The sequence below is a fragment of the Salinibacterium sp. ZJ450 genome (genome assembly GCF_011751885.2).
Taxonomy (GTDB): Bacteria; Actinomycetota; Actinomycetes; order Actinomycetales; family Microbacteriaceae; genus Ruicaihuangia.
Genome location: NZ_CP061771.1, coordinates 3,737,939 through 3,758,970 on the forward strand (window position 1 = coordinate 3,737,939; position 21,032 = coordinate 3,758,970).

The following is a 21,032-nucleotide window of genomic DNA, read 5'->3' on the forward strand; positions in this document are numbered from 1 at the left end:
GTCACTCCACGCTGCGTTCGCCTTCCACAACGACGATGCGAAGCCTTGTTGAGAGCTGACAACTCGTGGGATCCTTCGGCGCGAGCAGAGCCAACCCCTTCGGTCAGAAGAAACCCACTTCGGCCGCCCCAGACATCTACTGGATAGATGAACACAAGGGCGAGCACATGCTGCACGCCGGACCCGAGCTCACCCATGTACAGCTCGAGCGATCGCTAGCCTCTCGTGAGCCCATCAACTACCCACACAAACGCAACTACCAGGGTTTCTACTGGTTCGCGCAACTCGAGCATCTTGTTTGGTACGAGTCACTCGTTGAGTGCGCTGCGCTGCGCATGCTCGACCATTTCTGCACCATACGTGGTATCTCTGCGCAGCCGTTCTGCATCGTTTTCCCCAATAACTTGCGGCACTATCCGGACTATTTTGCGGTCCACGCAAGCGGCGAGCAAGTTGTCTATGACGTTCGGCCCGCCGCGCTTCTGGACCCCAAAACTATCCAGACCTTCGTCATGACGGAGTCAGTTTGCCAAGCCGTCGGCTGGAGATATGAGGTGCTGACGGGAGCTCCCAACCGGTCAGCGAGTCAGAACCTGGAATGGATTGCGGGCTATCGATTCGACAGGTTCGCGCCGCCCTCGGCTGTCGTCGAGAGCGTCCGGGCTATCTGCGCTGATCCCGTTTCAATCGGGCGCGCCGCGAGCGCGCTGGGGTTCCCGACCGCGTACGCAGCGCTCTTTCACTTGATGTGGAAGCGTGCCTTGTTTTTCGACTTGATGGCGCCATTGGGCGACGACACCCTCATCATCTGGGACGGTGAACCATGAGCGGCGACGGGCAGAAGCGAAGCTTCGAACCAGGTGAACTCCTCCTTCTCCGAGGAATCAAGTTCGCCGTGGTGATCGTCGAGGAGGACTGGGTGACACTCCGCGACATGAACTCGGGCGCCGTGCGGAGCGTTCCGATTGGCCAAGTAGACCGACCCTCACGATCAAGCGTGTCATCTGAGCCCGGCCGGCTTCGTCTCAGCGCCAGCCTCCCAGAATTGAACCCCCCTGATCTCGATCTGCACATGCGTGAACTTGTGACCGGGCAACAACTCAGCGGCGCCATTGAGCCGCGCCCTCAATATCGGCCGGAGCTTCCCGCTGGGGTTCGCGAAAGGTCAAAGCTCGACGAACTCGACCGGCTTGGGGCTCCCATGACGCTGCGCTCACTGCAAAACAAAAAGCGGAGCTGGAAGATCGGCGGGCCTGCCGCCCTCGTTGACGGCCGGAAACTACGCGCCCAGGACCCGCTGGGGCGCGTTCACCCCAAGGTCAGGCAGGCGATCCTCGAAACAATTGACGACAGCATATTCACATCGACTGGCTCTCTGGACGCCTTTATCGCTCGCACTCGTGATCATCTCGAAGTGCTCGATCCTGACTTCCGAAGCCGGTTTCCGTCTCGCTCCGCCATGCGTAACTACCTCAAGATGCTCGGCAACGGCAAACACACCCTTGGCAAGGCAACTACGAGACAATCAGCCGCCAACCAGCCGAAGGGACTGAATAGGACCCGAGTCGAGCTATTCCCTGGAAGCGCCGTCCAGATCGACAGCTCCGGCTTCGACATCATGGTCCGCGACTACAAAGGAAGGGCGCATGCTGCGCAGCTAACGGTGATGATCGACATACCCACGAGGCTCATCATCGGCAGCTGTCTTCGGATAGTGGCAATGAAGGCAATCGACCACGTACATCTACTTGCCCGAGCGCTACTCCCTCCAGAGTCCCGACCTGTCGACCGAGAGCTGACGGAACTCCTTAGTAAGGACGTGTGGCCTGCTGTGTTCGGTTCAGAGCTTGACGTTGCCCTGCTTCCGGCTCCGTACGTGCGCCCGCACGTACTTGTCACGGATCACGGCGCGGACTACGTATCTCGAGAGTTTGTGTCAGCATGCGACCGCTTCGGTGTCACAAGAATTGAGGCCGCGTCCTACACCCCAACCGACAAGCCCAACGTCGAACGATTGTTCCGATACATCGAGACTGGATTCGCCCAGTACATTCCCGGTTTCACAGGCGGAAGCCCGGAAAATCGCGGGCGTAACGTCGAAAAACAGGAGCTCTTGAGCATTGAGCAACTGGCCCGCCTGTTTGACGTTTGGTGCACTTACATCTACGCCAACCGCCGACATGCATCGTTGCGGGATCCGCTGTACCCGAGCATCATGCACTCACCCAATACCCTGTATCAAGCCATGCGGCGATTCACGTCCGACGAGCCGCTGCAACCGATCACGAGCGACGGCTACATCTCTCTCATGTCGCCGGACTATCGCACAATCGGGCGTCTCGGGGTGAGCTTCCGAAACCGAAGGTACGACTCGCGGGAGTTGGATCCATACCGCGGCATGCCGTCTAACTGGGCTGGCGCAGGTCGCCGGTGGCCCATACGATTTGACCCCTACAACTACGGCCAGGTCTGGGTTGAGAAGCCGAACCACGACTGGATCGCATGCAAATTGGTTGACCGAAGCCACCTTGACCAGCCGTTCGGAAAGGCAATTGAGGACTGGGCTCGCCTCTATGATCAGGGCTCGATATCGGTGACGAACGAAGAGGCGCACGCAGTGACGAGCGGGCTCGTCAAGGGGCATCAGCAACGGAAGAGGGAGGAGTCGCACAGCGCCCGAAACGATGCGGCTCGTCAGCGCGAATCTGAACTTGGCGCACACCTTGCGATCTCAGCGGAGCCATCGCGCAGCTATGACCTCGCGGCGATTGAGCCGATGGAAATTGAACTCGATGAGGAGGACACACCTTGAAAGAATTGAGCGAGGATGATGACGAGCGTGGATTGCACCGAGCCGCAGGCCTTCGACAGTTCCTCTCGGTGCCTCAGACCAGGCCGACTTCGCCGAGCTGGGACGAAATGCGCCGCTGGGACGCTGAGACCCGCCGTAGGTTCGACAGAACCCGTCTAATGGATCTCGGTGGGGATTTGATTGTCCCAACCCGCCTAATTCGGTCGCTGATAGAAACGCTCGGCGATACTATGTGGCTCTCGCAGAAAAAACGGGGTCGATCTGGTGTTCTGTTGTCTGGAACCCCCGTTTCGGGCAAGACGACAGCTTGTCTGGAATGTATGCGGCACCTTTACCACACCTACACCGAAGTCTTTCCGGATGCAGCGGATGCGAACTCTGTGCCCATCATCTTTGTATCCGTGCCGCCCAACGCTACCGCCAAAGCGATGGTCGGAAGATTTGCAATATTCCTCGGGCTTCCGATGCGTACGAACGCCACCGCAGAAGAGATCATTCAGATGGTCATTCCGCAGATGTACGCGGCGAACACTCGCCTCCTCGTCATCGATGAGATTCAGAACCTTGCAGGGAAGACTGAAGGCGTCCATCACGCAGCTCAAGTGTTGAAAGACCTGATCGAAGCTGTACCTGTTTCCTTTCTCTATTCGGGGTTCAACATAGAGAACGGTCCCTTTTTCGCTGGCCCGCACGGCGAGCAATTTATGGGTCGAAGCCAATTGCTCCGGCTCCACGACTATCCCGCGGGGACTGTCGAGCAAGCGAGGGAATGGAACGGCTTGCTCGCTGGGTTTTGGAAGCGCCTTGGGCTACTGAGCTCGGAGCAGAACCCTCTGCAGCCGCTGAGTAGCTACATCCACGAGCGCACCGGTGGGCGGATAGGTTCGGTCAACACTCTCTTGACGCGCTCTGCGATGAGGGTCGTTCGGGAACAACGAGACCCTGCCGACGAGCTAATCACGCTCGACGTCATGGAACGAATCCAACTCGACGCAAAGGCACCGAATGGTGGTCTCCCATTTGGGGTGAGGCATGCACCCGACTGAGCGGTCTAAGGTCAGGCCGCTGCGCCTGGCACCCAAACCCGGGCATCTCGAGTCGGATGAGAGCTATGTCGAACGGCTCCTGAGCGCAAACTCTGTTCAGGCGAGCCATTTCGAATGGTGCGCGCGACAAATTCGACAGGCCGATCCTGGCACAAGCTCGTATGAAGCGCGCCTTCAAGTACTGAAGGTGCTCAGTGGAAATAGATACCAGCACCGATACGAGACGAGGGCATGGAATCGGCTGAGGTCGGGAAGCGTTCAGGAACTTTTACGCACGGCGCCCCGGCACGACATTCTGCCGCTCCCACGATACAGCTGTGCTCGGTGCGAGCATGGGGAACGTGTGGCACAAGTGCCTCATCTTTACCCCTATGTGTGCCACAAGCACGCAGTATGGATCGGACCCGGATGCCCCTTTGACGAGCAACACCGAGTGGATCAAACGACAGTCCGAGCAGATCGCCGACTACGCGATCTGCTTCAATCAGGGCGTTTGGACGAGACTCTCCTGAACGAACTAGAGTCCATCGTCACTCACGCCATGGAGGGGGCCGACCGGCCTGGAAGGTCCCGCGCGAAGTCATCCCACTTCGCGACCGTTGTTCGATTGGGTGACCTCATCACCGCCCCAGCTTTCCAGCAGAAACTCTTCGACCCGCATCTCACCTTCCGCGATGCATACGCCGAGCTGGTTGACTCGATAGACGAAACTATTGGACCTCACCCGGCTCTTGTCGATGGCCTATGGCTTTGGATCCGGCCAGATTTCGCCACGATCCGCGACAAGCTGCTCGGCTGGGACCAACCGCACCGCAGCTATCAGGTCTGCCGTAGCGCTATCGACCTAAAGGACGTCACCCGTCCGCTCGAACCATTCGAGCGTTACATCGAATGCCTGCGCACTAGCCTCGGGAATGAGTGGCTCGAATGCATCGCGCTATTTGTTGCCGAGTCAGACGCTCCAACACGTCTACGGACGAGATCGACGTCGGCGACGGCTCTGTTGAATCTCTGCCCACGCGGCCATACGACTTTGCGCCAGCCATCGTTCGTCGCCGAGTCGTTCAAGAACCAAATGCCCGGATGCTCAATATGCGCCGGCGACAAGAAGCTGCGAGGGTGTAACACGCTGGTGGATCTCCATCCGGCTGTCGCCGCGCGCTGGCATCCCGAGAAGAACAAGTCAGTGGATATTCATGCTGTGGCTTTGAGTGACAAGACGACCTGGTACTGGTGGTTATGTCCGCAGAATCACTCCTACCGCGGCACGGTGTTTGCGGAGATCGTTCGCCAGGTGTGTCCCACGTGCGAGGCGCACGCCCCTGGCCGGGTTACCCCCGAACGTAATCTGGCCGCATATTACCCTGACATCGCAGCTGAGTTGTACTGGGCCCCTGGTGAAGACTTAGCCCCAGCCACCATTGCGCCGAATTCTAAGAAATGGCTGTGGTGGCGATGCAGTCAGGAGCACTTCTTCTACCAAGAAGTACGGGCTCGGGTGCGCGGCACGGGATGCGAGTACTGCGCGGGGCGCGCCACTCTGCCCGGTTTCAACGACCTAGCCTCGATGTCTCTGGGTCTCGCGAACGAATGGGATTGCCCGATGAACGGGATGCCAGCAGACCTAGCAGGGCCGGGTTTAGGTGGCCTGCACTTCTGGAGATGTCAACGCAATCACTCCTTCTACGAGTCAATACCTGCAAGAGAGCGGGGAGCAGGGTGTCCGTATTGTGACGATCGCCTGGTCTTGCCCGGCTTCAACGACATTGCAACCAGACACCCGGACTGGGTCGAAAAGTGGCACGTTGGCTTGAACCTTGGCTTGGAGCCCTATGAGGTGCTGGCGGCTGGAGGGGTTCGCCTTTGGTGGTGCTGCGCGCACGGCCATCCCTACCCAAAGTCGGTGAAGCAAATGACCGCGAACTCCAATTGTCCGATTTGCGACCACGAGGAGGGATTCGAAATGTTCACGCTTGCGGCACGCTACCCGTTCATAATCCTCGATTGGGACTTTGAAGCCAATATGGGCCTTTCTCCGGCTGAAATCCTCCCCGGAAATCAAGGTCGATTCTGGACTTGCGAGGTTGGCCACACTCGATACGCGAAGGCTACCAACCGTCTGCGCACCCATGGCTGTCCCGACTGCCCGGTACGGCTTAGGGCGGGACAGCGTCGTTCGCCCAGCGCTGCGCGAGTCCTACCTTGGACGTACAAGGACGAAGGAGCGGGCAGCGGCGGTATACCGAGCGAGCGATTCGAAGTCTTGGCTTTGAGACTCCGGTCGCGGAGGTGAGGATTGGACGAAGTCACCGACAGGGATTGGCTGCTCTTTCGCGATTGGTGCACGTCCATGCAAATCGACGCTTTGAGCTGCACGACACGCGAAATCGAAGCGTTTCTTAGAGACGTGTCTGGGCCGGAGGCCACTCAGAAGAGACGGACCAGGGCCATACTGCGTGCGCTGAAGTCTGGCGGTCTCAAGACCCGATCCACAGGCGGCCTCGATGAGGGTTGGCCACAACTGTTGGAAAAGATGCCGGCATCCGGATTCCCCGCCGGCCTTCGAGGCAGACGCGACGCTTGGTTGCTCGTTCTAATCGCCGTATTGGGGATGAGTAGTCGAGAGGCCCTCGCTGTGGAAACGCGAGATGTGAAGCTGCAACCTGAAATTGCCATTGCACGACGCATGGTCGCGCGAGCGGACTCAGCACCGGCGTGCCCGGCATGCGCCGTTACACGGTGGTTGCGGGTGCTCGGGCCAGCCGCTGCCGGGATGACAGCCATGACGGTAGACATCCTCAACCGTCCCCACGGCGCCGACCTTATCCACGACTGCTCGATTTCCATTGACCAACAGTGGCGAAATGTCGACACGCTACTCCCGAAAATGGATCTTCGTGGATGGATCAATCCGGCCTCGCCATTGAGCGTGAGCAGTCTGACCTCGATAATTCGCCACCGCCAGCGAGCAGTCCGAGAGGCGCCCCAACCCTCCTACTAGTTCGGCTTTCGGGCAAGCGTGACGGTGAGGTTTCGCAAGCGACACTTGAACCGTCAACGAAAAATGGTTTGCGTTACGAAAACTATATTTGCGATCAACAACCGCCCTGATCGATGCTCCGCAATTTGGGCAGGAGAGATTCACGAGCAGTCCTCTCCCGGTAAGCGTGATTCGAATGTGCTTCGCCTCCGGGATACAACCCGAATGCGCCCCGGAGACGAAGCGAGCACGATCCACTCATGTCTCTACCCGGAGACAGGGATGACGTGCCAAACGCCTGCAGGGGGGCAGGCGTTCTGACGAGCATAAGGGGGGTACAGATCAGTTTTGTTCTCTTCGAAGCGACTGTGGCCCAGTCGTTAGAATCGACGTAACGCAGCGGCCGGGCTGCTCCAAGCACCACAGGAGCACTCATGGCCATGCAGCACAGTCGCCAAGACGCCATCGACGCGCGCACCCGAGCGGCGAAGAACCCGACACCGAACCGGCATCCGATCCTCGCCGCCGTCGAGGTACGGGCTGGCCTGTGGCATATGGTCGACCAGTACAACCCAACCCTGCCGCCTACCCATTGGCGCCGGCAGCACCAAACCTGATGGCCTCGCGGCCCCGATTCACGCGAAAGAGGATGGGCGCTCTCGCGCTAAGCAGGTACCCTGCCATATCGCTCTGCTTCAACGGCACACCGTTCTTCTGTGCAATCGCTTCGTCCGTGTACCAATAGAGCCGTCGAGCGCCTGCGGTGGTGTGTTGTTGTGCGAGTTCTCGTGCCTCGGCCAGAGTGAAGAGCCACACGGTGTCCGTTGACAGCGATGTCACGGCGAGCATGTCCGCCTGGCAATCGTGGGGAAAGCTCCAACCGATGGCGGCCTTGCCACTCCCGCCCGAGGGCATGGGCGACCGGACCGTCTTCACCTGTACAGTCGTCGCCGCGCCGTCACCGGGGGAGTACACCACCAAATCGACGCCCGAGTCGGTGGTGAGGCGGGCGCTGTCGATTTCGAGCTTTAACAACTGGTACTGGACGAGGATCTCCCCCGCCGCTCCGATGTGCTGTGTAGTCAAGCCTGTTCCGCCAAAGAGTCGCTGGTCGCCGCCATCATGGCGAGATTGCCGGTGGGCGCCTATTCTGCCGTTGCCGCAAGCGCGGCGTCTCGATCAGCTTTCGCTGCGGCGAGCGCGTTGAGGCCGTTTTCGTGGCCGACGCAGCTGGCGTCCGTGTCGGCCGACAGGCCGAGTTGGTAGCGGATCTCCTGGGCAGCTGCCTGCTGCTCAGCGGGCATCTCCGGCCACGTCGTGTAGTACGCATCCTCGTACGAACCAGCGTTCGCGATCGCGTTGAGCGTTGACAGCTCTGCCATGTAGCTGGTCCGGATGTGGGGCAGGTGGCCTGCAACGGTGTCCGGCCAGACGAAGTAGGTGTCGTCCAATTGCTCGATCGCGATGCGGTTCAGCGCCACGCGATCGGTCGCTGCCGTCTTCACCGCGCCGGGGTCGGGAGCGCCGCCATTTAGCCACTCTGCCTCGCCCGCGGTGAACGCGTCGGCAAGCTTGCCGGCCGCGATATTGTTTGCGCAGACAATGTCGAGGTAACGCTGCGCGCCGTCGGCAGCTGTGAGCGTCACGGGTCCCGGGTCAACGGCAGGAGCGGTTTCCGCGATTGCGGCTGGTGACCGCTCTGTAGAAGTCGACTCGTCGGTCGGGCTGGTGCAGCCAGCGAGCGCTGCGAGCAACACTGTCATCGCTGTGGCCGTTAACGCGGCTCGTGGTGTGCGGTTCATGGTTCCCCCAAAAAGTTGGTCGATCGCCGTCGACTTCCGATGCCATTCCCCCCACGGCTTCGGGTCGATCAGAGCCTATCGGCGCTATGCGACATTCAATGACGCAGCCGGCGCCTTTCCGCGTGGAGGAGCGGAACGCGCGATTCGCTGACCGCACACGCGCTCATGACGGGCCACCAGCCCGCCGCGAGGACGGGTGCTCGCTAGTCGCAGACCGAAGGAGTGGTCTTTGCGCCACCTGTCCAAGTCGTGATGAGCGACTCGTACTCTCCCTGATCGCAGATCGCCCGCTCGGTGATGGAGGTCGCAGGTACTCGGAGCACTGTCTTGTCCTCTTCCATGAGGGTGGCCCAGTCATTCTCGTTCTGCAGGACGTACGCGAGCACCGGCGTGCTACCAGTAGTGACCCTTTCGAGAGGGAGCCACATGCCTAGGGGCATTGCGAAGACTGCCGCGAGGACAACGAGCGGAATAATCAGCACGTGGATAGGGCGCCCGACCGGAGGTGCAACGCCCCAACCCAGCCGAACGCGAAGCGCGGTGAGCCATCGATGCCCGGCGCGGCGCTCCTTGAATACGTACCAGCAGTAGGCGATGGCGGCGCCCGTGGCGGCGCCGATGACGCAGTTCCGCAACATCTCGATGGTGCTCGGCCAGGGCCCAATGAGGAGGTAGATCAGCACGAGAACCAGTACGAGGATGATCCACAACGTGCGCGACTTGCCCCCCAGAAGTTGCCGCGCCAGCGATGCATCGAGGATTAGCGGCTGGAGGGGGAGCCAGAGGAGCGCTGGCAGTAGCGGCAGGAGCGTACCGAGGATGAGCGTGGGGATGTCGAGCGTATCGACGAGCACCTTCATCAGCACGGGGTCGCCGCCGGAGTAGAGGAGTATCCGAAGTGCGGCGACGGCGATTGGTAGGACCGCGATTGCGACACTAACGTCGAGCCATCGGGGCCGCTTCGTCCGCATCACGACTATCGGATCCTCAGTCTCACTCACGGGCTCAGATTAGCGGTCACATCAGACGCAGACCGCTAAAACTCTCCATGGTGAACGCCGGGCGTCGCTGTCGCATAACTCTCTCGGCACCTCTTCTGGGGCCACTTCACGCGCTCGGCGAGACATCCCGAACCAATAGTCTGTGTGTTCGTCTCATGTTTGCCGTGGCTCCGATTGGCTCGGCATCTGAATGATGCCGAAAGGAACTTACCGTGGGCTGTCACAAGCACGTCACTCACCACCACGATTGCTATGCGTGCCGGCAAGCGGAGTTGCACGAGGGAACTCGCTCTGCAATCCAGACGCAGACTGAGGAGTTCCAAACCGCTCTCGCTGAAAGCAAGGCCCAAACCGCCGCCGCCTACGAAATATTGGAGCAGGCGGCCGATGAAGCGGCTGACGACCGCGAGGCGCTCCTGAACATCATCGAGCAACAGAAGGAGGAGACTGCCACCCTGCGCTGGATCATCAGCGCCGACGGCAAAGCATGGGAGTCCTTCCAAAACAGGTTCGACCCCATCGCTAGCACGGCTTCGGAAATCGAAGAGAGATGGGACACGGCATGGAAATCGCTGGTTCCAGACCCGCTGATTGAGGCGCGTCGTGTCGTCCGGCTCTCGCAGACGGCACCGACCCCCATCACGACTACGCCCGATGAGCGTCGTGAAGCAGCCGAAGCAGCAGCCAAGGACCTCTTCAAGCGAAAGCGCGGGGGCAAGGATGACGTCTCGGGTAACTTCGCAATGACGTCCCTAATCGTCAGCATCCTCGTGTTGTCTGCAGCGTTCGTATACGAGGCTTTCAGCCATGCCTGGCGCTTGGACGTTCTGCACGTCCCGAGCGAAATGAACATCACGACGCTCCTGTGGGCATCGATTCCCTTCCTCGTGCCGATCGTCGCGTATTGGGCCCGTGCGCGGATCGATTCTCGTTCACGGCTCGCCGAGTACAACCGCGTGCTTGTCCGGCTGAACACTGAAGCCGAGAAGAACGCGAAAGCCTGCCATGACTCTGAGCACGCGCTCGCGGAGGCGTACCGCGACGCGGAGGCTTTCGTCGACTCCACGTCGACTAGGTTCGGTCTGGAACCGGTTCCAATCAGTCCGAAGGATTCTTACGGTCCCTTCGTTCGCGACAACCCACTTCGAACGGTCGTGATTCCTTCAATTTGGACCGACGCCGCCGCTCGCAACTTGGCGACCGCCCGCGACTGCCTGCAGAACGGCCCGGAACGCCGTGTGCTGAGGGGAGATTTGCCGAACGCTGAAGCCCCGACAAAGCGACCACTGTCCGACGCATGGCCAGCCGAAATCAGGGACGTTTGGCACAACGCAGAACCAGACCGTCATGACCCATCGACGCTCACGCAAACCCAGGCGAGGTGAGAGGGACGGGGATCACTACCGTCGAAAACATGCACGCCGTTCACCGACTTGAGTTCCCAGGCCTGTGGACGCCCAACAGCCGAACCTTCCTGCGGACTCCTCGTCACCGCGCACGGAAGTCGCGGCTCGACCGCTTTGCTGAATGCCCCGCGGGCCCCTGGGGCCCGCGTTCGAGAAGCCAGTGCTTGCTGTCTGCGCGAGGCTGCGTTACGCCTCGGGTGCCACCTCGTTCCTGAGAACGCCCATTCCCGTGATCTCGACCTCGACCAGGTCGCCTTCCGCCAGCAAGCCCTGAGGGGACATGAACAGGCCAACGCCGCCGGGCGTTCCGGTGACGATCACGTCGCCCGGCGCGAGCCTGGTGAATGTCGTGATGTACGCAATCAGCTGGGGGATCGAGAAATCGAGGTCCTTGATGGAAGCTGATTGTCGAATCTGACCGTTCACTCTCGTTTCGAGCGTGAGGCTGTCTAGGTCGTCGACATCGGTTGCACGGACGAAGTAGGGACCGAAGCCACCCGTACCGGGGAAGTTCTTGCCGGGTATCCATTGGGATGCCGCTCGCTGCCAGTCGCGTACGCTGAAATCGTTGTAGATGCTGTAGCCGGCGACATAGTCGAACGCGTCCTTTTCGGCTACGCGGAAGGCTTCCTTTCCGATGATGACGGCAAGTTCACCTTCATAGTCGAATTGATCAGTCACGCGCGGCATCTGGGCTGGCTGGCGATGGCCCATCTGAGAATCAGCGAAGCGCGTGAAGATGGTTGGTGCCTTCTGTCCAGTCTTGCCGGTTTCCTCCTGATGGCTGCGATAGTTGACGCCGACGCAGATGATCTTGCCCGGGTCAGGAATCACGGGCAAAAACTCGACGCTGTCCTCCGCTTGGCTGGGTGCCGCTTCGAGGGCACCCCCGAACCCCGAAAGTGCGTCTTGCGCGATTGCGGTGCGGAGACTTGGTGCGACGTTTAGTCCAGTTGGGCCGAGGTCAAAAACCGTTCCCCTATCGACCACGCCCCAGGTGGCTGCGCCATTCTCTGCGCTGTAGCTTGCGAACTTCATTTGTTCTCCATCTCTCGTTGATTGAGTACTCTGCGGGTTTCCGAACCGAGATCGGCTGCTGGCGAGCTGGGCCCCGCATTCGTGATTCCCGTCAGTGTCGGCCGAGCCAGCGCCACCGAAGTCACCGCCGCGAATGCCACCGCTATCGCCGCCAGCACCCAAATGGATCCAGTCCAGCTCCCCGTTGCGGCGAAAATTGCACCGATTAGTGCCGACGCAGCTGCGCCGAGGAGGTAGCCGGCACCCTGGCTCAGTGCTGATAGCTTCCGCGACGTGGCAACATCGGCGGCCTTGTCCACGAGAAGCACCATGGCGAAGCCGAAGGCGGCTGCGTGGAAGAATCCGAGCCAGAGCGCGGCCCACACTGCCGACTCCGGCGGACCGTACGCGAGGAACATGAGGCCCAAAGCGATCGAGATACCAGTGACAGCCGCCACTGTTCGAAAAGTGGTGCGCCATTTCGCTACGACCGGCAAGATCAGGTTCGGTATTAAACCGATGGCGCTGAAGAGGGCAAGTAGGCCAGCGGCGCCTGATGGCGCTACCCCCCGGGCCACAAGCATTGCGGGAAGCCAAGCAGTCATCGAAAAGAAGAGCATCGCCTGGAGCGCGAAAACCCCAGCGACAAGTGCGGCCGTTGTCTTGCTGTCGAACGTCGTCTTCAGGTGCCGGAAATTGGCGGACCTGATCGGGCGCGTGCGACGGCTCTCAGCCGTCGGCAGGACGAGGGCAGCCGCTGCAAGCAACGCGAGTACCGCCCAAGCGCCGAGTGTCCAATTGACGTCGCCCGATAACGAATAGAGGGGCCGCGAGAGTGCTGCGCCGAGTGCAGCACCAACTCCGAACGTCGCTGTCATCACTCCGACCCATACTTTGGAGACTTGCAAGGCCTTGATATACGGCGGAAGGAGCACGCTGCCGCACATGATGGCAATGCCGGCTAGGAACGTCCCCGGCAGCAGGAGCGGGGGCGACGCGGCCCTGAGCCAGAGCGACGCCGCAAGTGCGACCATGGCCACTAGTAGGGACCTCTCGATCCCAAATCGTTCTGCCAGCGGCGGAATGACTGGAGCGGCGATGCCGAACGCGGCGACGGGCAGTGCGGAAAGGAGAATGAGGTCAACGGGGCTGAGACCCTGGTTGACGGCGATTTCATCGAGGAGCGCAGCAACAGATGTAATCGCAGGTCGGAGGTTGAGCCCGAGGACAATTGCGGCGACAAGCGCTAGGAGCAGCCGGACTCCGTGCAGGCGGGCTTGTTGACCCGTGTCCACTACCATTCAGTTCGCCGTTCGCCGGTTCGTCGCGTACCGCGCAGGGGCGGTCTGACGCATTCGCGCGCGCATGGTCACCGAACCACAGGCGTTATGCCGTATTTGCGAAATTCGGTTGGACGATAGGAGCTCCACATGTTCCACCAGTTGTCGCCCTCGCTCCATACGACTGGCGATCGGGAATCGTCATAGATCTGTTCAAGGTCGGTGTACAGCTCGACAACGGCGCCGGTCGTCTCGACGAAGTAGGCGGCGATATTGTGGCCGGCTCCGTGGCGTACCGGTCCCCAGATCAACTCGCGCCCAACAGCGTTGAGGCGATCGCCAAGCTTGCTCAAATCCGCGATGCTCTGTGTCTGCCAGGCATGGTGGTGCAGAGTCCCCTCGCCCCGTATGAGGGCGATGCCGTGATGGTCGGGATTACATCTCATGAAGTAGGCATAGTCGTCACCTATCGTGTCCGAAAGCCGGAAATCCAAGACCCGATGGAGGAACTTCATCATGCCGGTGACATCTCGCGGATGGAAGTTGATGTGCCCGTAGCGGTCCGGCCCAAAGGTTCTCTCAACGCGGCCTGCTTTCTGCATGCCGATGTAAATCTCGAAGAGGAAGCCCTCTGGTCCGACAAAGGCGAATCCATCTTCGATCCCGTCCAGGCGAGGTTTTGAGTTGACGATCCTGAAGCCTTCGTCCTGTACGCGGGAACGGATTTGTCGGAGAGCGTCACCGTCAGAGGCGACAAGACCAAACCCATCGACGCCATTAACATCGGATTCCACATATACGAGCTCATGGTGTGCCTCGCCCGCCGACAGATACACGGCGTTGGCGTCGCGGTCCGTCTCACGAAGACCAAGGATCTGAGTCGCATCAAACACAGAGTCGGCGAGATTCGTGGTTTGGAGGCCGACGTATCCCATTTCGCTTATGAGTCCCCAGGACATAGGTTTCCTCTCATTGAACTGTTCCGGTTGCGGTCATGTGGACGGCGGCGTGCGTTTCCTTGCCGGCTGAGGGCCCGTCACATGAAGCGACGTCAAGCACCTCGTGCGTGCTAAGGCGGGGCAACCGTGGATGCTTCCACGCTGCTGCACCCGGATAGCCGAAGTTCAGCACAAGGAAGCTGGCACGCTCGCGCCCGTTGAAGAACTCCTTGTCAACGCCGGTCCGGTCGAACCCGCTCATGGGCCCCACCGAGAGTCCGGTCGCCCGGGCAGCGAGGATCAAATAGCCAGCTTGGAGGTGGGCGTTCTCTAAGCCGGTCTGCCAGCGGGCCTTGGCGTCTCGGATGAACCGATCTCGGGTGGCCGGTGCATGCGGGAAGAGTTCGCCGAGTTGCTCGTGCCACGCAGTGTCCACGGACAGCAGCACCGTCATCGGTGCTGCTTGGACTCTGGGACGGTTACCGGCGCTCATATGATTCGCCAGTCGTTCTCGGGGTCGACCGGCGGGTATCAGTGTGAGTCGCATCGGTTGCGAGTTGAACGCTGTCGGACCGAACCTGGCGAGCTCATGCACGCGGGCGAGTTGCTCGTAAGTAACTTCCGCATCAACGAAGGCCCGAACAGTTCGCGCTTGGAACATCGCCTCGACATTGGACACAGTGGTCGTGCCAGTAGTCACTGCCCCACAGGCTTCCGAATCAGGCCGAGCACATGGGCACGAAGCTCCGCGAACTCTCGGGTGGATTTCGTTCCGATCTGGTCCCTCGGGTAAGGCAAGTCCACGGTGACAACCTCGGCCACGTTCGTAGGGGTCCCCGAGAGAACTACTACTCGATCAGCGAGATAGACCGATTCCTCGATGTCGTGAGTCACGAGGAGGATCGTCATTCGGTAGCGTTCCTTGATTCGGTGGGTCAAGTCTTCGAGGTCAGCGCGAGTTTGGGCGTCCACCGACGCGAAGGGTTCGTCCATGACGAGCACTTCGGGCTCGTACGCGAGCGCGCGCGCGATGGCGACTCGCTGCTGCATGCCCCCCGACAACTGCCACGGGTAGAGGCGTCCACTGGATTCGAGTCCAACGCTTGCGAGCGCAGCCGCGGCCTTTTCTCGACGTTGGGCTCGGCTGAAACCTTCACGGCCCCGCAGGGGGAGTTCGACGTTGGACATGACCGTCATCCAAGGCAGCAAGGATCGACTGTAGTCCTGGAAGACCACCGCTAGCCGTTTTGGCGGTGCTATGACTTGCTCGTCGCGAAGGTGGACTGTGCCGGAGGTCGGTGCGAGAAGCCCGGATAGGCAGCGAAGGAGAGTCGTCTTTCCCGCCCCCGATGGCCCAACAATACAAACAGTCTCATCGTCGAAAGCGTCGAAGCTCACGCCTCCAAGGATCTGGCGGGAATCCAAGCCAAACCCATATGTCATTGAAAGTTCTCGAACTGCCAGAGCCGGCTTCGTAGTCCGCCTCTGAGCGTAGGTAATTTCAGTCACGAGTTTCCTCCTAGTACGTTTCCTCGCGCACCTCGGTGCCAGCGAAGTACCACATGTTCAATTAGCCGGAAGAGGACGTTCGCGACATACCCAAGGACTCCCAAGAGCAGTAACGCAGCCCACATCACGTCCATCTGAAACATTCGGGCGGATTGCAATTCGATATAACCGATCCCCTCCGTAGAGGCGATGTACTCGCTGGCGACGATCAGGATCACTCCGAGGGAGACGCTGATGCGAAGGCCGGAGATGATCTGCGGTGACGCAGCCGGGAGAACGACCCGCCAGATGTAGTCGACCAGGCGGATTCTGTAGCTGCGCGAGACCTCCCTGACGAGCCCGTCAACACTCCGCACCCCGTCGATGGTGTTGAGGAGGATTGGCCAGAACGCGCCGAACGCAATGACAGCGACTTTCATTGAGGGACCGATACCGAACATGAAGAGCGCGATTGGCAGGATTGCGACGCCTGGGATCGCTCGCATGAACTCCAAGAGCGGCTGCAGCGCGCGGTAGAGCCTTGGAACCATCCCAAGGACCGTGCCGATGAGGAGGCCGAGCACCACGGCGATCGCAAGGCCCTGACCGAAGTTCCGCAAGCTCGGTACGATGTCGGACGCGAAGCGGGTTGTGAGAAGGTCTCCGAGGCCACCAATGATCCGTTCCAAAGGCGGAAAGTATATGGATGTGCTTCCCGCACTTGCGAACCACCAGACAGTGAACAGAAGAATTGGCAACCAGATTTCAATCAGGAGCGTTTGGGGTCGGCTCATTGCGCGTTTCACTCTTTCTCCTCCCGAACTGAGGCGTGCCAGAACAGCACCTTTCGTGACATGACGTTTAGGAGCAGATCGACGGTGACGCCCAGCAGGCCGATGAAGACGATGTACGCATATGTGAGGCTCACGTCACCTCCCGTCTGAGCGAGGGCCATGTCGAGTCCGATTCCTGGAGCGGACCCGAGGATCTCCCCGGAGATTGCAAGAAGTAGGCCCACGACGACCGAGATTCTCAGCCCGGTGACGAGGTACGGGAGTGCTGCCGGCAGGAGAACGGCCAGCGCGGATCGCAGCCTTGGGATGCCATAGCTGCGAACGGTGTCCATGAGCACCTTGTCGACATCACGCACCCCATAGATGGTTTGCAGGGCGATGGGCCAGAAGGCCCCATAGATTACGAGGACGACCTTCATTTCCATCGTGGCGCCGAGAATCAGGGTGAGCAGGGGGATCACTGCGACGGACGGAATAGTTCGCAAAAAGTCGATTAGGAGGCGGGAGGATTTGTAGAGGAACGCGACTCTTCCGAGAAGGATGCCGACCGGCAACCCGAGGACGGCGGCTGCAACCACACCGATGATCCAGCTGATCAGTGTCTCGCGGAACGAGTTCCAAAACTCAGGGTCGACGAAGAGCCCGAACAGTCGGCCCCCTGTCTCCGACATCGACGGGAATACGCTGGCTGGGAGCGCTCCTAAGACACTTCCCAGCTCCCAAGCGACGAGGGCGACGACCACCGCGAGGACACTCGACCATCTCACCCGGAAGCGGCGGCCTGATGCGGGCTTGGACGCGCGCGTTCGAACCGGCCGAGGTTCACTGGGCGTCAGAGGTGTGCTCACGGTGGTCGCCATGTCTACAACGCCTCTTCTACCAGGGTTGCCACATCAAGTTCGGTGTCGATGAACTTGTATTCGAACATCAGATCAGACCACGTCTTTACGATCTCCGGCGTGAGGTTGGGGTCGAACACCGGCAGCTGCATCGTGTCTGCGAGCTCCTTGGGCGTCTTGCTGAACGTAGGGAGGATCTTTCGCACCGCATCTGGATTCTTGGCAGCGAATTCAGTCGCTTCTGCCACCGCGTCCCGGAACTTTTTAACAGCGTCCTGGTTCTCGGAGATGAACTTTCCGGTCGTGACGACGAGCTGCTGGGCCGCGCCGGGCAGGGCGATAGCCCCGGGGGACATGAGGAATCGGGCACCTGAAGCCTCGGCTGCGCCGGTGAATGGCGCGACAGAGCTGATGGCGTCCACCTGGCCCGTTTCAAGTGCGTTCAACATGCTGTCGAACGGCACTTCCAGAAATTTGACTTGCTGACTGTCTGCGCCCGCCATATCAAGCGCGGCGCGGAGGGACAGTTCGCCACCGCCGCCAAGTCCTCCCACCGCGATGGTTCGGCCGATCAGGTCCGCGGGCTTCTTGACGCCACTGTCGGCGGGGACGTAGACCTTGCCCGTGTCCTCTTGTTCATCGTCCGTCGTCACGGTCGTGGTTCCCACTGCGCGGATGTCAACGCCGGCCGAGAACGCCTGCAACACGTCTGCAGTGCCGACGAGCCCGAACTGGGCCGCTCCGGACACCAGTGCAGGGATGCGGGCGCCAGGAGTAGGCGCGACGTTGATCGTTACCTCTAGTCCACGCTCTTCGAAAAGGCCTTGTTCTTGGGCGATATACACCGGCGATGTGTCCACGAGGGACGAAACGATGACGGCGACTTTGGTAACTTCCGACTGCGCTTGAGCCGGCTCGGCTGAGGGTGACGTAGCGCAGCCTGTCACCGCCGCGAGGCCGACGGTCAAGAGGCCGATGCTGACTAGCTTGGGAACATTCTTCATTGAACTGGTCCTTACTGTTCTCGTTGGGCGTGGGGATGGAGCGGGATCGGAGTGCGGATCAATCAGATTTGTGAAGCGAGCGAGATGGAAGAGACACCGCTTATCGAGCGCGTTATTTCGTCCGCGGCGTCAAGCAGCTCTGCGAGGAGGTCCCGCCGGAGCGACGCGTCCGCGTGGTCGATCGAGTTCAACGTGAGCATGAGGACGACGCGACCGTCACGGTCGAACACCGGCGCCGATATGGAATGCATGGGCCCGTACGGCAGCTTTCCGTATTCGATCGGCCTTTGAGCAATGTCTTGGAGGAGGGTTCTGAGCTGCCCGTGCCGAGCATCGTCTTCACCCTCCCGCGCCATCTCAGTGACAACGTCCTCAACTGCCACCAACCGGGAGTCCGCAGGGGGAGCAATCCATCCACGTTCTCGGACACCTTCCAGCATCCGCTCAAGCGCCAGCGCCGAATCCTCAGCGAGCTCGGATCCCAAGCGCTTCTTCCAGTCCGCGATCGCAGACGGTGCTTCCCACGCGACGAAAAGGGCACCCATGGGAGGAAGAAACGGCAGCCTCAATCCGACTTTGGTGGTGTCGCCTGAACCCCCCGAGGGTCCCGAGTAGGCGAGCTGAATCAGGTCGCCGCCGATCACGCCTGTTGCATGGCATTCGACCCCGAAGCGAGCGGAAAGGCGCTCGATGTAGGGACGGGCTGCATCAGCAAGGATCAGGTTATCGGACAGGTCTCGATCTGCGCGTGCGGTCAACGTCAGTGTGCTAAACCGGCCGTAGCCGCCCTGAAAGAACAGCAACGGGGGACCGGCCTCCTCAGTGGTGTGCAGATCCACGACGGCACCCACGACGATCAAGTGGTCGCCAGCGACGTGCACGTCATCAAGCTCGCAGTCGATCCATGCAACGGACCCGTCGATGACGGGGCTTCCCGAGGGTGAATGATGCCAGCCGAGGTTCGCGAACTTGTCGGGACGCCGCCGTTCGGCGAATAGCCGGCAGACGTCTTCCTGCTGATAGGACAGCACGTTCACGCAGAACTTTCCTGATGCTCGGATCTGCTCAAACGTTGCTGAGTCGCGGGTTGGCATGAATGACACCAAAGCCGGGCTAAGGGAAACCGATGCGAAGGAACCAACCGTCATTCCTATGGGGCCGAACTCCGGGTCCATCGATGTGACAATGCACACGCCCGTGGGGTAATGGCCGAGGACGCGTCGAAAGTACTGGGACTCAACGACCTGAGTAGATTCTGGGGCAGACGGTAGCCGCCCCTGTTCCGTGTTCATAAGCGAGTTCCCACCTAGACCATTCGCCGGTTCTCGGCGGTTTGCAGGCCGAGAATGAACTCGCCGTGCAATTCGAACCCAATTTCGCCCAGCACCCCATGGGCAAGGACCGTGTTGATGTCACGTAGAAGTCGGGGCAGTACCCCACTCTCCTCAATCGCTTCGGCGCCTGCGTGGCGGAAAGCGCGCGTGATGACATGATGCGCCGTCTCTGCGGCATGAGCGGCAGCGGTCTGCATGTAGTCCTGGAGTTCCAGATCGACAGCGTTTCCAGATTCTATGCGCGCGTAGGCGCGCTCGTTGGCATCGATCGCGAGGGCGCGGGCGGCACGGACTCGGGCATCTAGCTGTCCCAGTTCCCGCTGGAACCAAGAGGACTCGGCGAGACTCTTCGACGCGGCGGTGTTGATTCGACTACCGCGGCGCTTATTCGGCGCCATCCGGGTGATCTCGTCTAGGGCGCGTCGAGCAGCGCCGAGGACCATTCCGGGATGCATCTGCAACACGTATGGCACCATCGTCAGCTTGGCGAGAGGCGTGTCAGTGCGCTTCGGCGCTCCCATCGGGTTGAACACCATCTCTTCGGGCACAAAGACCGAATCCACCTTGAACGTTGTCGAGCCGGTTCCTTTCATCCCGAGCACGTGCCACGTGTCTAGAACCTGCACCTGGGTGACTGGGATGAGGGCCATTCGGCGCTCAGTCTTCCCATCTTGGCCGTCCACGAGGAAGGAAGCGGACACGAAATCCGCGTGATGGACACCGCTTACAAAGTCCCACTGGCCGCTTACGCGGTAGCCACCGTCCACCTTTTCGGCGTGTCCGGGCCGAAGCGAGCCGGCCTTCAGGGGCAGGCCGGTCGAAAAGACACTGTCAGCCTGCTCGGCAGTGAGCTGAGTGGCGAGTTGACCTGCCCCCTCCAGAAGGATCGTGGCGGTCCATGCCGTGCTCGGATCGATGCGGCCGACGGCCTCAATGATCTCGAATGCGGTTACGGGGTCGACTTCATTCCCGCCGAGGTCGTCGGGCGTCATGATTCCGAGGATGCCCGCTTCCCGCAACGCGGCGACACTGTCATCGCTGAGTCTGCCTGCGGTTTGGGCCTCTTGCACCCCAGCCTCAAGTCGACCCCGGATTGCGTCAACTTGAGCGAGCGCGAACGACCTGCGCTCTTCGCGGCCAGATGGCCATTCGGAGGTTATCGGCAGAGTGACCGTTTTCATCAGGGCTCCCTAGATCAGATGTGTTGATTCATGTTGCAGAAGTGCGTCGGTGACGGGCATCACTGGAACTGGGGATCTTTCCCGCCACTGGAGAACGGGGTCATCGCGCC

Annotated in this window: 19 protein-coding genes; 6 read left to right on the forward strand and 13 right to left on the reverse strand. The window is 60.5% G+C overall.

The annotated features are described in order from the left end of the window. Nucleotides 1-65 precede the first annotated feature (65 nt). The 5 genes from HCT51_RS18135 to HCT51_RS18155 all read left to right on the forward strand — a co-directional run bounded on the left by HCT51_RS18135 (nt 66) and on the right by HCT51_RS18155 (nt 7,455). Nucleotides 66-827, forward strand: a complete 762-nt coding sequence (locus HCT51_RS18135; protein WP_166880016.1) for a TnsA-like heteromeric transposase endonuclease subunit — start codon at nt 66-68, stop codon at nt 825-827. Continuing rightward, a complete protein-coding gene (locus HCT51_RS18140; protein WP_166880014.1) occupies nt 824-2,812 on the forward strand; it encodes a Mu transposase C-terminal domain-containing protein in 1,989 nt (662 codons plus the stop codon). The genes HCT51_RS18135 and HCT51_RS18140 overlap by 4 nt, the downstream gene beginning before the upstream one ends. A 158-nt stretch (nt 2,813-2,970) precedes the next feature. Further along, complete coding sequence (locus HCT51_RS18145; RefSeq protein WP_166880012.1) at nt 2,971-3,858, forward strand: TniB family NTP-binding protein; 888 nt, start codon at nt 2,971-2,973, stop codon at nt 3,856-3,858. Between the two features lie 607 nt (nt 3,859-4,465). Next, nucleotides 4,466-6,151: a zinc-ribbon domain-containing protein gene (locus HCT51_RS18150; protein WP_166880010.1), complete on the forward strand. Its 1,686-nt coding sequence runs from the start codon at nt 4,466-4,468 to the stop codon at nt 6,149-6,151. A 1,121-nt stretch (nt 6,152-7,272) separates the two neighbouring features. Beyond that, nucleotides 7,273-7,455: a hypothetical protein gene (locus HCT51_RS18155; RefSeq protein WP_166880008.1), complete on the forward strand. Its 183-nt coding sequence runs from the start codon at nt 7,273-7,275 to the stop codon at nt 7,453-7,455. On the opposite strand, the gene HCT51_RS18160 is transcribed toward HCT51_RS18155, so the two are convergent. The 3 genes from HCT51_RS18160 to HCT51_RS18170 form a co-directional block, all read right to left on the reverse strand. Beyond that, nucleotides 7,424-7,924 (reverse strand): hypothetical protein, encoded by a 501-nt coding sequence (locus HCT51_RS18160; protein WP_166880006.1) that lies wholly within the window; start codon nt 7,922-7,924, stop codon nt 7,424-7,426. The genes HCT51_RS18155 and HCT51_RS18160 overlap by 32 nt on opposite strands. Before the next feature lie 59 nt (nt 7,925-7,983). Further along, entirely contained in the window at nt 7,984-8,484 is a 501-nt protein-coding gene (locus HCT51_RS18165) for a hypothetical protein (protein ID WP_166880003.1), read from the reverse strand. 359 nt (nt 8,485-8,843) lie between these two features. After that, nucleotides 8,844-9,641 carry a hypothetical protein gene (locus HCT51_RS18170; protein WP_166880001.1) on the reverse strand — a complete coding sequence of 266 codons (798 nt, stop codon included), beginning with the start codon at nt 9,639-9,641 and terminating at the stop codon, nt 8,844-8,846. A gap of 212 nt (nt 9,642-9,853) precedes the next feature. Here HCT51_RS18170 and HCT51_RS18175 point away from each other — a divergent pair, with 212 nt between their 5' ends. Beyond that, nucleotides 9,854-11,026 carry a hypothetical protein gene (locus HCT51_RS18175; protein WP_166879999.1) on the forward strand — a complete coding sequence of 391 codons (1,173 nt, stop codon included), beginning with the start codon at nt 9,854-9,856 and terminating at the stop codon, nt 11,024-11,026. A 207-nt stretch (nt 11,027-11,233) separates the two neighbouring features. Here HCT51_RS18175 and HCT51_RS18180 read toward each other — a convergent pair whose 3' ends face one another. The 10 genes from HCT51_RS18180 to HCT51_RS18225 form a co-directional block, all read right to left on the reverse strand. Continuing rightward, nucleotides 11,234-12,085, reverse strand: coding sequence for a fumarylacetoacetate hydrolase family protein (locus HCT51_RS18180; RefSeq protein WP_166879996.1), 852 nt, complete (start codon nt 12,083-12,085; stop codon nt 11,234-11,236). Next, on the reverse strand, nt 12,082-13,365 hold the full coding sequence (locus tag HCT51_RS18185) for an MFS transporter (RefSeq protein ID WP_166879994.1): 1,284 nt from the start codon (nt 13,363-13,365) through the stop codon (nt 12,082-12,084). Before HCT51_RS18185 ends, HCT51_RS18180 begins: the two co-directional genes overlap by 4 nt. Nucleotides 13,366-13,433: 68 nt before the next feature. Further along, on the reverse strand, nt 13,434-14,303 hold the full coding sequence (locus HCT51_RS18190) for a VOC family protein (RefSeq protein ID WP_166879991.1): 870 nt from the start codon (nt 14,301-14,303) through the stop codon (nt 13,434-13,436). 10 nt (nt 14,304-14,313) lie between these two features. Next, nucleotides 14,314-14,943 carry a malonic semialdehyde reductase gene (locus HCT51_RS18195; protein ID WP_166880193.1) on the reverse strand — a complete coding sequence of 210 codons (630 nt, stop codon included), beginning with the start codon at nt 14,941-14,943 and terminating at the stop codon, nt 14,314-14,316. 35 nt (nt 14,944-14,978) lie between these two features. Next, complete coding sequence (locus HCT51_RS18200; protein WP_166880190.1) at nt 14,979-15,725, reverse strand: ABC transporter ATP-binding protein; 747 nt, start codon at nt 15,723-15,725, stop codon at nt 14,979-14,981. A gap of 62 nt (nt 15,726-15,787) precedes the next feature. After that, a complete protein-coding gene (locus HCT51_RS18205) occupies nt 15,788-16,576 on the reverse strand; it encodes an ABC transporter permease (RefSeq protein ID WP_166879989.1) in 789 nt (262 codons plus the stop codon). Beyond that, nucleotides 16,573-17,307: an ABC transporter permease gene (locus HCT51_RS18210; protein ID WP_166879977.1), complete on the reverse strand. Its 735-nt coding sequence runs from the start codon at nt 17,305-17,307 to the stop codon at nt 16,573-16,575. Before HCT51_RS18210 ends, HCT51_RS18205 begins: the two co-directional genes overlap by 4 nt. Before the next feature lie 119 nt (nt 17,308-17,426). Next, nucleotides 17,427-18,407 carry an ABC transporter substrate-binding protein gene (locus HCT51_RS18215; protein ID WP_166879975.1) on the reverse strand — a complete coding sequence of 327 codons (981 nt, stop codon included), beginning with the start codon at nt 18,405-18,407 and terminating at the stop codon, nt 17,427-17,429. Nucleotides 18,408-18,469: 62 nt separating this feature from the next. Next, the gene (locus tag HCT51_RS18220; protein ID WP_224760579.1) at nt 18,470-19,699 is read right to left on the reverse strand and encodes a flavin reductase; all 1,230 of its coding nucleotides are present in this window, start codon (nt 19,697-19,699) and stop codon (nt 18,470-18,472) included. A gap of 14 nt (nt 19,700-19,713) precedes the next feature. Further along, complete coding sequence (locus HCT51_RS18225) at nt 19,714-20,922, reverse strand: acyl-CoA dehydrogenase family protein (RefSeq protein ID WP_166879971.1); 1,209 nt, start codon at nt 20,920-20,922, stop codon at nt 19,714-19,716. Between the last annotated feature and the right edge of the window lie 110 nt (nt 20,923-21,032).